Origin of the sequence: Campylobacter sp. CNRCH_2015_0338h (assembly GCF_025772785.1) — a bacterium.
GTDB lineage: Bacteria > Campylobacterota > Campylobacteria > Campylobacterales > Campylobacteraceae > Campylobacter_D.
Genome location: NZ_JAKMST010000002.1, coordinates 80,593 through 93,028 on the forward strand (window position 1 = coordinate 80,593; position 12,436 = coordinate 93,028).

General features: G+C 28.4%; 14 protein-coding genes. 4 read left to right on the forward strand and 10 right to left on the reverse strand.

Going from position 1 to position 12,436, the window contains the following annotated elements; all coding sequences use genetic code 11:
- Positions 1 to 67 precede the first annotated feature (67 nt).
- Positions 68 to 199, forward strand: a complete 132-nt coding sequence (locus tag L8X30_RS01720; protein ID WP_255197728.1) for a hypothetical protein — start codon at positions 68 to 70, stop codon at positions 197 to 199.
- On the opposite strand, the gene L8X30_RS01725 is transcribed toward L8X30_RS01720, so the two are convergent.
- From L8X30_RS01725 to L8X30_RS01745, 5 genes are read right to left on the reverse strand one after another with little or no spacing between them, the layout of a single operon-like run.
- Positions 188 to 817 (reverse strand): hypothetical protein, encoded by a 630-nt coding sequence (locus L8X30_RS01725; RefSeq protein WP_263678689.1) that lies wholly within the window; start codon positions 815 to 817, stop codon positions 188 to 190. The genes L8X30_RS01720 and L8X30_RS01725 overlap by 12 nt on opposite strands.
- A complete protein-coding gene (locus tag L8X30_RS01730; protein WP_039626390.1) occupies positions 814 to 1,050 on the reverse strand; it encodes a hypothetical protein in 237 nt (78 codons plus the stop codon). Before L8X30_RS01730 ends, L8X30_RS01725 begins: the two co-directional genes overlap by 4 nt.
- Positions 1,034 to 2,086, reverse strand: a complete 1,053-nt coding sequence (locus tag L8X30_RS01735) for a DHH family phosphoesterase (protein WP_039618500.1) — start codon at positions 2,084 to 2,086, stop codon at positions 1,034 to 1,036. The genes L8X30_RS01730 and L8X30_RS01735 overlap by 17 nt, the downstream gene beginning before the upstream one ends.
- Before the next feature lie 9 nt (positions 2,087 to 2,095).
- The gene (gene flhA, locus L8X30_RS01740) at positions 2,096 to 4,255 is read right to left on the reverse strand and encodes a flagellar biosynthesis protein FlhA (protein WP_263678690.1); all 2,160 of its coding nucleotides are present in this window, start codon (positions 4,253 to 4,255) and stop codon (positions 2,096 to 2,098) included.
- Positions 4,248 to 4,652, reverse strand: a complete 405-nt coding sequence (locus L8X30_RS01745) for an Rrf2 family transcriptional regulator (protein WP_263663184.1) — start codon at positions 4,650 to 4,652, stop codon at positions 4,248 to 4,250. The genes flhA and L8X30_RS01745 overlap by 8 nt, the downstream gene beginning before the upstream one ends.
- A 175-nt stretch (positions 4,653 to 4,827) precedes the next feature.
- On the opposite strand from L8X30_RS01745, the gene rpsO reads away from it, so the two are divergent.
- Positions 4,828 to 5,100 carry a 30S ribosomal protein S15 gene (gene rpsO, locus L8X30_RS01750; RefSeq protein ID WP_263678691.1) on the forward strand — a complete coding sequence of 91 codons (273 nt, stop codon included), beginning with the start codon at positions 4,828 to 4,830 and terminating at the stop codon, positions 5,098 to 5,100.
- A gap of 188 nt (positions 5,101 to 5,288) precedes the next feature.
- On the opposite strand, the gene L8X30_RS01755 is transcribed toward rpsO, so the two are convergent.
- Genes L8X30_RS01755 through ilvC form a run of 5 tightly spaced genes read right to left on the reverse strand, consistent with a single transcriptional unit; the run spans position 5,289 to position 9,397 of the window.
- Positions 5,289 to 6,182, reverse strand: coding sequence for an RsmB/NOP family class I SAM-dependent RNA methyltransferase (locus L8X30_RS01755; RefSeq protein WP_263678692.1), 894 nt, complete (start codon positions 6,180 to 6,182; stop codon positions 5,289 to 5,291).
- Entirely contained in the window at positions 6,169 to 6,555 is a 387-nt protein-coding gene (gene ruvX, locus L8X30_RS01760; RefSeq protein ID WP_263678693.1) for a Holliday junction resolvase RuvX, read from the reverse strand. The genes L8X30_RS01755 and ruvX overlap by 14 nt, the downstream gene beginning before the upstream one ends.
- A complete protein-coding gene (locus L8X30_RS01765; protein ID WP_263678695.1) occupies positions 6,552 to 7,319 on the reverse strand; it encodes a DNA-protecting protein DprA in 768 nt (255 codons plus the stop codon). Before L8X30_RS01765 ends, ruvX begins: the two co-directional genes overlap by 4 nt.
- A complete protein-coding gene (locus L8X30_RS01770) occupies positions 7,306 to 8,373 on the reverse strand; it encodes a divergent polysaccharide deacetylase family protein (protein WP_263678697.1) in 1,068 nt (355 codons plus the stop codon). The genes L8X30_RS01765 and L8X30_RS01770 overlap by 14 nt, the downstream gene beginning before the upstream one ends.
- 1 nt (position 8,374) lies before the next feature.
- Positions 8,375 to 9,397 (reverse strand): ketol-acid reductoisomerase, encoded by a 1,023-nt coding sequence (gene ilvC / locus L8X30_RS01775; RefSeq protein WP_263678698.1) that lies wholly within the window; start codon positions 9,395 to 9,397, stop codon positions 8,375 to 8,377.
- A 107-nt stretch (positions 9,398 to 9,504) separates the two neighbouring features.
- Here ilvC and L8X30_RS01780 point away from each other — a divergent pair, with 107 nt between their 5' ends.
- Positions 9,505 to 11,445, forward strand: coding sequence for a VacB/RNase II family 3'-5' exoribonuclease (locus tag L8X30_RS01780; RefSeq protein WP_263678699.1), 1,941 nt, complete (start codon positions 9,505 to 9,507; stop codon positions 11,443 to 11,445).
- Positions 11,438 to 12,403, forward strand: a complete 966-nt coding sequence (gene holA / locus L8X30_RS01785; protein WP_263678701.1) for a DNA polymerase III subunit delta — start codon at positions 11,438 to 11,440, stop codon at positions 12,401 to 12,403. The genes L8X30_RS01780 and holA overlap by 8 nt, the downstream gene beginning before the upstream one ends.
- Positions 12,404 to 12,436 lie beyond the last annotated feature (33 nt).

Here is a 12,436-nt window from a genome sequence, read left to right on the forward strand (position 1 = left end):
TTCAGTTTTTTTAAAAGAAAAGATAATATAATTGCATCTAGCAATATTTTTTAAAAGGTTTATAATAATGAAAAATCTTACTTTAAGAGAAAAGCAAGATCTAGAAGCTTATGTGTTTTCTAATATAGAAAGAAAAAAAATGGCTTTAGGTAGAATTTTAAAATTATATTATTTAAGATTTTTTAGATTAGTTTTTTAATTTATATTTTTTCATACCCTCTTTTGTGAAAGATAAGTCTTTAAAATCAGGAGATGAGATTAACTCCATACAAGTTTTATCTAAATTTTCCATTCCGCTTATTTGCATACTAGCTTGCAAATTTTCATCTAAATATAAATCAAAAACTACACAAGCTTGATTATTAACCTTGTAAAGAATTTTTCCACCTTTTTTCTCATCTAGTTCATACGCTTGTAATTTATAATTTTTACTCATTTTTTTAATTTCATTTGCAAAAGATTGATGTAAGGTATAATAAATCATAAAATCACGCATTATGTTTTTAATATCAGCAATTTCTTTTCTTAGTTTTGATAAATCTTTAGTGTATAAGCTTATAAATTGCGTATTTAAGTACTCATTTAGACTTTTTTCGTTTAAATTTTCACATAATGGATAAATTTTAACCACAAAAACCTTATCTTTAGCAAGTACTATATCCACACAAGCTTGTTTGTTTTGTTTGTATTCTAAAAATAAAGCTTGACTTGAGCTTAAATTTAGCGTGTTTTGTTTATTGTAAGCAAAATCACTTAAATCTTCATAGATATTTGCATAAGAAAAAATTCCCGCAAAAAACAATAATAAAATTTTCATTCAAATAAATCTTTATGGTGATTTTTTAAGTACTCTACTACTTCTAAGATCTCATCAACTCCTTCTTTTTGAGTATTTTGACAAACCTCATCAATACAATCAATATAAAGTCCAATTGCTTTTTCTAATTTTGCTCTTTTTACCCCAGCAAATAAGAGCATTGCTTCTAAAACTATGCTTAATTCATATTGTAAATTTTCTATTTCTTCTTTAAAATCATGATTTGTTTTCATTGTTTTCCTTTAATTCTTTGCTTTTAATTAAATCCACAAATTGTGCTTTTATAAAATCATAGTTAGAGCTATCTTTATACGCAGCGAACAATCCACCACTAGCATTTTTATGCCCTCCTCCATTGACCAAACTTTTAGCCATCAAACTCACATCGATTTTATTATTTGCTCTAAAACTTAAGGTTTTTCTTGAACTAAGATCAACGAAAAAATCAAAATCAGGATTTTGCATTAAAAAATCATTTCCAATTACAGAAGTATTACCTATATTTGAAGTTAATAAACCTTTACTTCCTTTATAAAATACACTAAATTTTTCTTTATTTACACTTAGTCTTTCTACCACAAATTTGGAAATTAAATTGCTTAAGGTGTCATCATTTTCTTTTTTGAAAAAAGATTTTTTTAAGCCATGCAAATCATCATCTAAATTAATATGAGCATTTTTTTGATGAATGTATTTTCTACAAACATCAAAAAGATAAAAAAGATATTTGATATTTTCTTGTGCAAACATTACTCTATTGATTTCTTTTGCTCCAGAAACCATACCAAGCAGTACTTTTCCAAGTTCAAAATTCTCATCTTCACTCAACCAAATATCTACTGCATTTACCACATCTACAAATTCTGACAAAGCCTTATTTTCGCCATAACATTTACTAAAAAAATCATAAACAATCTTAGTAGCACATCTTTTATCATCTAAAAAATACCAAGGATATTTTTGCATACATTCTAAGCCACTTTGATGATGATCTAAAAGTAAAAGTTTGATTTTCTTACCTTCTATAGCTTTTTGAAAATCTTCACATTGACTTAAAGTTAAATTTAAATCCGTGATTAAAATCACAAATTCTTCATTAGGATTTTGCTTTAAATCTTCCTCTATATTTTTAAAAATCACATTAAAATTTTCATTAATCTCTTTACCATAATTAGAATTATAAAAATAACAATTCTTAAAATAAAAATCTAGCACATACTGACAAGCATAACCATCTAAATCTGTATGTGAAAGATGATAAATTTTCATATTTTTCCTTTATAAATTATCAACTTTTATGATACCTTCTGTTTCAAATTTGGTATTTTCTGCAATCTCAGCAAAACTTAAAACTGTAATATTAATACCAAAATTAGAACAAATATCAGCAATAAATTTTCTAAGTTGTGGCTCAACACAAAGCAAGAAAGGTTTAATTCTTGTATTTGCCACACTTGCAAGTTCAGCTTTTAAAGCTTCCACTAAAGCACCAGTTTGAGCTACATTTATCATTAAATGATACGAACCATCTTTAAACTGCACATGCTCCATTAATTTTGCAGCCGCAGCTGCATCAAAAATATAAAAGCTAATTTGCCCTTTTTCATCCACATATAAATTTGTAATTGCTCTTGCTAAAGAAGCTCTTACATGCTCAATAATCATATCCAAACTCTTACTTACTTCAGCTATATCACTAATTGATTCTAAAATTGTAAGCATATCTTTAATAGGAATATGCTCTTTAAGTAAAGCTTTTAAAACTTTTTGGATTAAACCTATACTAGCAACTCTTAAACAATCATCTACTACGATAGGATAATCATTTTTGATTTTATCTAATAAATTTTGAACCTCTTGTTTAGTTAAAAGTTCTGAAGCATTGGCTTTTATAAGCTCACTCATATGGGTTGAAATCACACTTGCTGGATCAATTACAATATAACCATTTAGCGTTGCCTCATCTTTTAAAGATGATTCAATCCATAAAGCATCAGAATTAAAAGCAGGTTCTTTAGTAGCTATACCTTCGATAGGTTCAGTTATAAAACCACTATCCATAGCCAGATATTTATCTGGATAAATTTCAGCACTAGCTATACCCACACCTTTGAGCTTGAAAGTATATTCATTAGGCTTTAATTGTAAATTATCTCTAATTCTAATTTTTGGCATCAAAAAGCCTAAACTTTGAGCTATATTGCGTCTTGTTGATCTAATACGCTCTGTTAATTCACTTTCTGCTAATTTAATAAGTCCGTAGCCTAATTCTAATTCTAAAATTTCTAATTTTAAAATATCTGTGATTTTGTTTTCTTCTTCTTTTAAAATTTCTTCCTCACTGCGTTTTTGAGGTTTAGCTTGCTCTTGCTCATCAGCTTCTTGAGATTTTTTAGCCGAAATTGTATTGATTTGAATTTTACCTTCTTGTACTTGTTTTATCATATAACCAAGACCCAAAAATACCAAAGCCATAAAACCCAAAGAAAAATGTGGTAAACCAGGTACTAAAGCAAAAATAAATAAAACAAAACCTACAATTAATAGTGTTTTGTATTCTCCCAAAAGCTGATTAATAGAACCTTCAGCAAAATTATCCTCATCTTTACTAGCACGCGTGATGATAATTGCAGTTGCTGTTGAAGTGATAAGCCCAGGAATTTGAGAAACAAGTCCATCACCTATTGTTAATATAGTATAAGTTGAAGCACATTCTCCAAGCTCCATATCATGCTGAAAATAACCTATCATAAACCCACCAATTAAATTTACAATGGTGATGATAATCCCAGCAACAGCGTCCCCTTTTATAAATTTAGAAGAACCATCCATTGCTCCATAAAAATTTGCTTCGGCTATAATTTCTTGGCGTCTTGCGCGTGCAGTTTTTTCATCAATCAAACCTGCATTTAAATCCGCATCAATAGCCATTTGTTTACCTGGCATTGCATCAAGGGTAAATCTTGCTTGAACCTCAGAAACCCTTGTACTACCTTTGGTTACAACCATAAAATTAATCAAAACCAAAATACAAAAAACAACCATACCTATAACATAATTGCCACCAACAACAAATTCACCAAAACTTGCTACTATATCACTAACAGCTGCTGGACCTTGATGACCCTCACTCAAAATCATACGCGTTGTAGCAATATTAAGTGAAAGCCTAAAAAGTGTGATGATCAAAATCAACGTTGGAAAAGTTGTTAAATCCGTAGGCTTTGGTATATACAAAGAAATTAAAATAATTAAAACTGAAATGGCAATACTTAAAGCAAGAAAAAAGTCTAAAACTATACTTGGTAAAGGCACTATAATAATTGCTAAAATTGCAATAATTACGGCTACTATAGTTAAACTTTTTGCCTTTAAAATAGGCGCAACAAGTGGAGCAACCCAAGGCAACACTAAGCTAAAAATATCTCTTTTAGCCATTATTTTGAATAATATCCTCTAAGGTAATAGAAACTAAAAAATCATCGATTTTATTTTGAAGTTTCACTAAAACTGGCATAATTTTGCAATTATCCTCTTTTTGAGAAGGACAAATTCCATTACTACATTCAAAAACATTAATAGATTTTTTCTCTACGCTATTGATAATTTCTTTTAAAGTGTATTCACTTGGCTGCTTAATAAGCGCAAAACCACCCTTAGCTCCCTTGTAAGACTTCAAAAGTGCATCTTTAGCAAGAGCTTGTAAAATTTTTGCTAAAAAACTTTTAGGTATATCTAAGACATTTGACATAGTATCTACATCTTGTGGTTCTTGGGATTTTGCTATATGAATTAAAGATAATAAAGCATATTCGCTAGCTTTGGTAAATAACATTTGTTCCTTTCAAGTTATAAATAAAATATATTATTGGTTATTAATAAAAATTTTTATTATATCAAAAATAAGTATCGATAAATATTAAATTTCATATTTTTTAAATTTCAGCATTCTTTTTGGTTTTTTAGTTATAATTACACTTTTTATTTTAATACCGCTCAGGAGGTCTATTATGGCTTTAGATTCGGCTAAAAAAGCAGAAATAGTTGCAAAATTTGCTAGAAAAGAAGGAGACACGGGTTCTCCAGAAGTTCAAATCGCACTTTTAAGTGCAAGAATTTCAGATTTAACAGAACATTTAAAAATCTACAAAAAAGATTTTTCTTCTCGTTTAGGTCTTTTAAAGCTTGTTGGTCAAAGAAAAAGACTTTTATCTTATCTAAAAAGAAAAGATTATCAAGTTTATTCTAAATTAATTAGCGAATTAAATTTAAGAGATAAATAAGCTTCGTGCTTATTTATCTTTATACATTTTTTATTACATTTATTTACTACTACTTTAATTTAAGTTTTCAAAATTTCATCGTTTTATTCACAAGAGTTTCACAGTGTGAATTTACCTTCTAAGCACCTAAAAATAGCACTTTAAGTTTTAAACTAAAAAACATTTTTCACATTTAATTTTATTAATTTTTAATATTTTTTCACTTTTGCTATAAAAAACCCATCTGCATAGTCATCTGGTAAAACTCTTTTAGCAAATGATAAATCAAATTCATCACTCTTTGCACATATAAAATCAACATTAATCAAATTAAAATCAAGCAATTCTAATTTAAAATTTTCATTTCTTAATGCATTTTCTAAAACTGCTTCATTTTCTTCTCTTAAAAATGTACAAGTGCTATATACTAATTCTCCGCCATGTTTTAAAGCTAATAATGCTGAATGCAAAAGCTTTTTTTGCAAATTTGCAATTTGCTTAATTTCTTTTGTGTTTTTTTGGATTTCAAAACCCATTTTTGCAAAAGTTGAGCAAGGTGCATCAAGTAAAATTTTATCAAATTTCAAAGGACAAGCCTTGCCTATAATGCGTGCGTCTTTTAAGAAACATTTTGCAATTTTAACTTGATAATTTTCCATAGTTTTTTTTAAGGTAAAAAAACGTGTTTTAGATAATTCACAACTTGCTAAATAACCCTCATTTTGCATAAAATTAGCTAAATTTAGACTTTTTCCACCAGGAGCTGCACACATATCCAATACACTCTCACCAGCTTTAACACCCAAAGTTTTAGCGCATAAATACGAAGAATAATTTTGTATATAAAACTTACCCTCATTAAAAGCTTTCATTGAGCTTAGTTTGCTTTTGAAGATACATGGAATTTTATAACAATATAGATCAATTTTTTCAAATTCTATATTTTCATTATTTAAAATTTCTTCTAATTCATCATTATCAACAAGCAAGGAATTTCTAAAAATATTAATATATTTTTCTTGATTAAAACTTTGAAGGATTTGTTCTTTTTGCTCTTTTGTATAAATTTCATCTAAAGTTGTATTTAAATCAAGTAAGGCCATAAAAATCCTTTAAAAACAAATACGCAGCTAAAGAATCAAGTTTGCCATCTTTTTTCTTTAAATTCACCATGCCAAGTTCTTGTGCATTTTTAGAACTAAAACTCTCATCGACAAAAAAAACTTCTTTGTCAAAATCAAGTAAAGATATGAAATGTTCCACCCTTTTTCGCATTTCATCTTCACTAGATCCACCTAAAGGAATTCCTACTACTAAAGTATTTATATCATACTCTTTGATGTACTTTTTTACCTCATTTGCTGCTTGGTTACGGTTTTTTCTAATAATAGCTTCAAGTGGCATAGCTATACTTTTATTAACACACAAAGCAACACCAATACGCTTTAAGCCTATATCTAATGCTAAAGTTTTCATAAGCAAGATCTTATTTTCACTCCAGATATTTCCACTAAACCCTCAAGTTCATACTCATAAACTCTATCGCCAAATTTTTTCAAAACTTTTTCTAAATCGTCTTCATGTTTTAAAAAACTTAACAAATCATCTTCACTTTGCTCATAATGAAGCTCTCCAAACATTTTTGCAAATTCATCAAAATCATGAATTAAATTTGCCTTTTTTGTAGCTAAAAGCAAATTTGTTCCTTCGCTTTCATTTTTCCTATGAGGTAATACATATATAGGTTTATTCATACCTAAAGCAAGTCTTGCACTTTGCATAGAACCACTTTTTAAATCAGCTTGAGCTATTATAACAACCTCGCTTAAAGCAATAATAAGTCTATTTCTTAATAAAAAATCATAGGGTTTTGCCTTGTAATTTCCTTCATTTTCACTTAAGGCTAATGCATTTTCATAAATATTTAAAATTTCATTTGTGTTTGCTTTTGGATAAATCTCATCAAGCCCATTAGCAAATATAGCTATGGTTTGAGGGTAAGCTATTTTAGCTGCTTGGATATCAACCCCCAAAGCCCCGCCACTTACCACACAAACCTTAGCTTTTTTTAACAAAGTCACCAATTCAACAAGACAATTTTTAGTATAAACACTCATTTTTCTAGAACCTATAACAGCTACTTTTCTAGCATTTAAAAGCTCTAAATTACCTTTATAATAAATCTTTGAAGGCGGATTTAAAAGATTTTTAAAATCTTCAATATTCTCAATAAATTTCATTTAAATACACAAGCTCAACTGAATTTAGCAATTCTTTACTTTGCACCAAGGCCTTAAAAGTCTTTTCTCTTGGATGACCAATAGCGATAGCAAAACCTTTCTTTTTTGCCTCTTCTACTGCTTGTTTGAGTTGATTTTTAATATATGCTATATCATCTTCATTGTCCAAAAAAACATCTCTAGCTATATAAGGTTGTTCAAAATGACTTACTAAATTTTTAGCTTTAGAATTTCCTATAGTTCTTGAATCTACAAAAATAAAATCATTTTGTTTAAAGGCGCTAAATAATTTTTCCATAGCCTGCTTATTTGCAGTAAATAAACTTCCTGTGTGGTTGTTAATAAATTTTACTTTTGGAAATTGCTCTTTTACAAAAGCTACGCGCTTGCTTATTTTTTGCATATCATCACTAGGGTGTAAGGTATTTAATTCTGCCTTGTCATATTTTATAGCAGCAAGGGGCAAATGCACCATAAAAAAGTCAAAATCCTTTGTGAACTCAGCTGTATAGGGATGATGTTTATCAGGCGGAAAAAAAGATGGGATTAATTTTAAATTTGTTTTTTTAAGCATATCTACATGAGTGTGACTTGCCATATCATCTATAATAATTGCTAGACGAGGTTTGGTATTTTTTTGCACTAGGATTTGAGTTTTATTATCCTCATTTTTATCTGATATATTTTGCTCTTTATTGATTAATTCTTTGCTTGCATTTTGATCTATTATTTCTAAAATTAAAGTTTGATTATCCTCTTTAGTTTGATTTAACTCTGTATTTGCAGGGTTTAAATTTAAAATTTCACTAATATTTTTATCTAAAAATTCTAATTTTTCATTTTCTAAAGTCAAATTTATATCATTAAAACTAAAATTATTTTCTTGTTCTTTTGTAGGTGGTAATGGTTCTTTTTTAACTATGGTTTGATTATAGTCTAAGGTTTTATTTTCTTCTTTTTTTAAAAACAAAGCTCCAAATGCAAAAAGAAAAATTCCAAACACAACCAAACAAAGTGCTAAAAGCACTTTGTATTTTTTATTTATAGTTTTCAAATTAGTTTTTATCTTTATCAACTAATTTTTTAGCACTAATCCAAGGCATCATAGCGCGAAGTTCGCGTCCTGTTTTTTCTATCAAAGAATCATTCATTAATTTACGCTCTGCATGCATTCTTGCAAAATTTGCTCTTCTTTCTAAGATAAAATCTTTAGCAAAACTTCCATTTTGTATGTCTTTTAAAACACCTTTCATAGCCTCTTTAGTTTCTTTGGTAATAATCTTAGGCCCTGTGATATAATCTCCATATTCAGCTGTATTAGAAACAGAATATCTCATATCAGCAATACCACCTTGATAAATCAAATCTACAATTAATTTCATTTCATGCAAACACTCAAAATACGCCATTTCAGGCTCATATCCTGCTTCAACTAAGGTTTCAAAACCAGCTTGAATTAAAGCACTAAGTCCTCCACAAAGTACTGCTTGCTCACCAAATAAATCTGTTTCAGTTTCAGCTTTAAAAGTTGTTTCTATAATACCTGTTCTACCACCGCCTATAGCACTAGCATAACTTAAAGCTAAATTTTTAGCATTTTTACTCTCATCTTGGTGGATAGCAATTAAACAAGGAGTACCCCCACCTATACTAAATTCATGCCTTACAGTATGACCTGGAGCTTTAGGAGCTATCATAATCACATCTATACCTTTTGGAGCAACAATTTGTCCATAATGGATATTAAATCCATGTGCAAATGCTAAAGTTTTACCTGCTTTTAACTCAGGTTTAATTTCCTCATTAAAAATTTCACTTTGAATTTCATCAGGAGCTAAAATCATAATCAAATCTGCTTCTTTAGTAGCTTCTTTTACACTTTTTACTATAAAATTTGCTTTTTGAGCTTTTGCCCAACTTTGCCCACCCTCTTTTAAGCCTATGATAACATCTACACCACTATCTCTTAAATTCATAGCATGAGCATGACCTTGAGAGCCAAAACCTATAATAGCTACTTTTTTTGATTTTATTAAATTAATATCGCAATCTTTATCATAATAAATTGATACAGCCATTATGCACTCCTAAAATTAAAATTAAAGCAAAGATTATAACTAAAAAATATAAATTTAATCCTTTTATGATAAAATTTAAGTTTTGAAAAATTACTATAAAGAGTCTTATGAAAGAATTATTTAATCAACTAAGTTATGGTCTAAATGCTAATGAAATTACCAATAAAAATAAGCAAATCATTAGAGAATTATTAACTTGTGATATCATTAAATTTTATAAAAACAAATACTATTTAAAAGATGGCTTTACTTTTGGTAAAATTGATATTTCTGTTAATGGAACGGGATTTTTAGAAAGTTTTGATCCTGCTTTTAAGCGTGATTTGCTCATAGAAAATAAAAATTTAAAAGGAGCAAATTATGCTGATATAGTTGTGGCAAAATTACTCCCTCTTAAAAAAAAGCGACCAAGTGCTAAAGTTATTTTAATACTTAAAAGAGCCCACGAAACTTCTTTGGTTATGACTAAAAAATACGGCGAAGCAGTTCTTGGAGTAAATATTCAAACAGGACTTACATGTGCCTTAAAAGCCTCTCAAAAATCCTTAAAAACTCTGCCTTTAGGAACTATTTTAAAAATAGAAAATCATGATAACAATATCACTGAAGTGATAGGGCATATTGATGATGATTTTGTGGATGAAAAAATTTCCTTAGCACTTTTTAATAAAAATGCAATTTTTGATAATTTATGTGAAAATGAAGCAAAAGCTTATGGAGATAAAGTTGATGCAAGTATGTATCCATCAAGAAAAGATCTTAGAAATTTAAATTTTTGCACCATTGATCCAATTGATGCAAAAGATTTTGATGATGCAATTTATTATGATAAAAATGAACATGCCATTTATGTAGCCATAGCTGATGTAAGCGCTTATGTGCATGCTTATAGCGCCATTGATAAAGAAGCAAGATCAAGGGGTTTTTCGATTTATTTTCCTCATATTGCTATACCTATGTTGCCAAGAGCTTTGAGTGAAAATATTTGCTCACTAAAACCTAATGAAGATAGGTTAGCATTTTGTTTTAAAATAAGCTTAGATCAAAACAATGAAGTGATTAAAGAAGAGCTTTTCGAGGCTATTATTAACTCAAAGCGCCGTTTTAATTATGATGAAGTTGATGAGTATTTACAAACGCAAGAAGATTTAGGTGTGACTAATTGGCTTTATGAAGTTTTTAAAATCACTCAAAATTTACGCAAAAAACGATTAAAAAATGCTTGTGAGTTTAAAACCCAAGAGCTAAGAATGACTTTAGATGAAAATAATAAACTCATAAAAACACGCCTTGAAAATGACACGGCCTCGCATAATTTAATCGAAGATTGTATGCTTTTAGCTAATAAAGCTGCAGCAAAACTCATTGATATAGGAGTTTTTAGAAATCACTTAAGTCCTGATTATAAAAAAATAGATCAATTACTAGTTGATCTTTCAACGCTTAGTATAGATATTAATCCTAAAAATAATGTCATAGAATTATTTAAAGACATTCAAGTCTTAGCAAATGAGCTAAATATAAGAGAAGAAGTAGATAAGCTCATCATCAAAGCACAAAAAAAGGCAGAATATTCTAGTGAAAATGCGGGACATTTTGGCTTAGGTTTTGATAAATATACCCATTTTACAAGTCCTATTAGAAGGTATTCTGATCTTATTTTACATAGACTTTTAAAAGCCAAAATCAACAATGATGAAAAAATGTTTAATTATTTACTTTTAAATATACAAAGTACTTGTGAGGAATTAAGCTTACTAGAAAGAGAGGCGGATAAAGTTGCTTGGCATTTCATGGATAGAAAATTTGCAAGATGGGCAAAAGAAAATATAGGAAAAAGATTTAAGGCTTTGGTGGTAGAAAATCAAAGTTCATTACAAGTAAAATTAAATGATGAAATTAAAGGAGCTTTGATTACCATCATAGGTTCAAGGGCAAATTTATTAGAAAATGTAGAAGTAGAAATCACTGAAGTAGATATTGTTAGTGCTAAAATTTTTGGCAAAATTACCAAGCATTTTAGTTTAGAAAGAAACCAAAATGTATAAAAATCAACTCCAAAGCTTACTTAATAGCAATAGTTTTCCTAATTATTTCTTACTTTATGGAGCGGATAATTTCCAAATAGAGCTTTATGCTAAATTTATTAAAGACAAATACTCTTTTGATGAGAGTTTAAGATTTTATTTTGAAGAATATGATTTTAAGCAAGCCCATGATTATTTATCTAGTGCTTCTTTATTTAGCGAGAGAAAACTGCTAGAAATCAAAACTCAAAAGAAAATCCCAAGCAAAGAACTCAAACAACTTTTACAGCTTTGTCAAAATTCGCAAGATAATTATTTTTTACTTGAAATTTATGATGAAAGCTCCAAACAAAGCGAAGCGGAAAAAATTTTTGCTAATAATTTTTGTAGATTTTATAAAGTAAATTCAGCCAAAGAAGGTATGGAATTACTAGCTTTAAAAGCCAAAGAATTAAATATTAACATCACTCAAAATGCCCTCTATGCTCTTTTTTATAATTTTAATGAGAATTTGTATTTAGCAGCTAATGAGTTAAATAAATTTAGCGGTTTAAATATCGATGAAAAAATTATTCAAGAGCATTGTTATAGCTTAAGTACTATTAGCTTTGAAAGTTTTTTTGATAAATTAATGCAAAAACAAGATTTAAGAAATGAACTTGAAAATATTTTAGAAAATTATAATGAAATAGCACTGATTAACGCCTTATATGCAAATTTTTCTAGACTTTTTAAAATTGCATTACATGTTAAAATTTATGGAAATTTAGACTTAAAAGAAATTTTAGGCTATGCCCCGCCTATTTCTGTGGCACAAAATCTTCAAAAACAAGCTCTTGTGATCAAAATATCACAATATAAACATATCTTTTTAACACTTTGTAATTGCGAATATGAATTAAAAAAGAATTCTAAAATAGAAAAAAAAGAGTTTTTAATCGCAACACTTTTACAACTTAGCTCCATATTAAAAAGTTAAATTAAGAAAACTTATGGTAAAATAAAATTTGCA

Bases quoted from the DNA above. Each gene is read 5' to 3' on its own strand.
- L8X30_RS01720 (WP_255197728.1), top strand. From the start codon at position 68: ATGAAAAATCTTACTTTAAGAGAAAAGCAAGATCTAGAAGCTTATGTG.
- L8X30_RS01725 (WP_263678689.1), bottom strand. From the start codon at position 817: ATGAAAATTTTATTATTGTTTTTTGCGGGAATTTTTTCTTATGCAAAT.
- L8X30_RS01730 (WP_039626390.1), bottom strand. From the start codon at position 1,050: ATGAAAACAAATCATGATTTTAAAGAAGAAATAGAAAATTTACAATAT.
- L8X30_RS01735 (WP_039618500.1), bottom strand. From the start codon at position 2,086: ATGAAAATTTATCATCTTTCACATACAGATTTAGATGGTTATGCTTGT.
- flhA (WP_263678690.1), bottom strand. From the start codon at position 4,255: ATGGCTAAAAGAGATATTTTTAGCTTAGTGTTGCCTTGGGTTGCTCCA.
- L8X30_RS01745 (WP_263663184.1), bottom strand. From the start codon at position 4,652: ATGTTATTTACCAAAGCTAGCGAATATGCTTTATTATCTTTAATTCAT.
- rpsO (WP_263678691.1), top strand. From the start codon at position 4,828: ATGGCTTTAGATTCGGCTAAAAAAGCAGAAATAGTTGCAAAATTTGCT.
- L8X30_RS01755 (WP_263678692.1), bottom strand. From the start codon at position 6,182: ATGGCCTTACTTGATTTAAATACAACTTTAGATGAAATTTATACAAAA.
- ruvX (WP_263678693.1), bottom strand. From the start codon at position 6,555: ATGAAAACTTTAGCATTAGATATAGGCTTAAAGCGTATTGGTGTTGCT.
- L8X30_RS01765 (WP_263678695.1), bottom strand. From the start codon at position 7,319: ATGAAATTTATTGAGAATATTGAAGATTTTAAAAATCTTTTAAATCCG.
- ilvC (WP_263678698.1), bottom strand. From the start codon at position 9,397: ATGGCTGTATCAATTTATTATGATAAAGATTGCGATATTAATTTAATA.
- L8X30_RS01780 (WP_263678699.1), top strand. From the start codon at position 9,505: ATGAAAGAATTATTTAATCAACTAAGTTATGGTCTAAATGCTAATGAA.
- holA (WP_263678701.1), top strand. From the start codon at position 11,438: ATGTATAAAAATCAACTCCAAAGCTTACTTAATAGCAATAGTTTTCCT.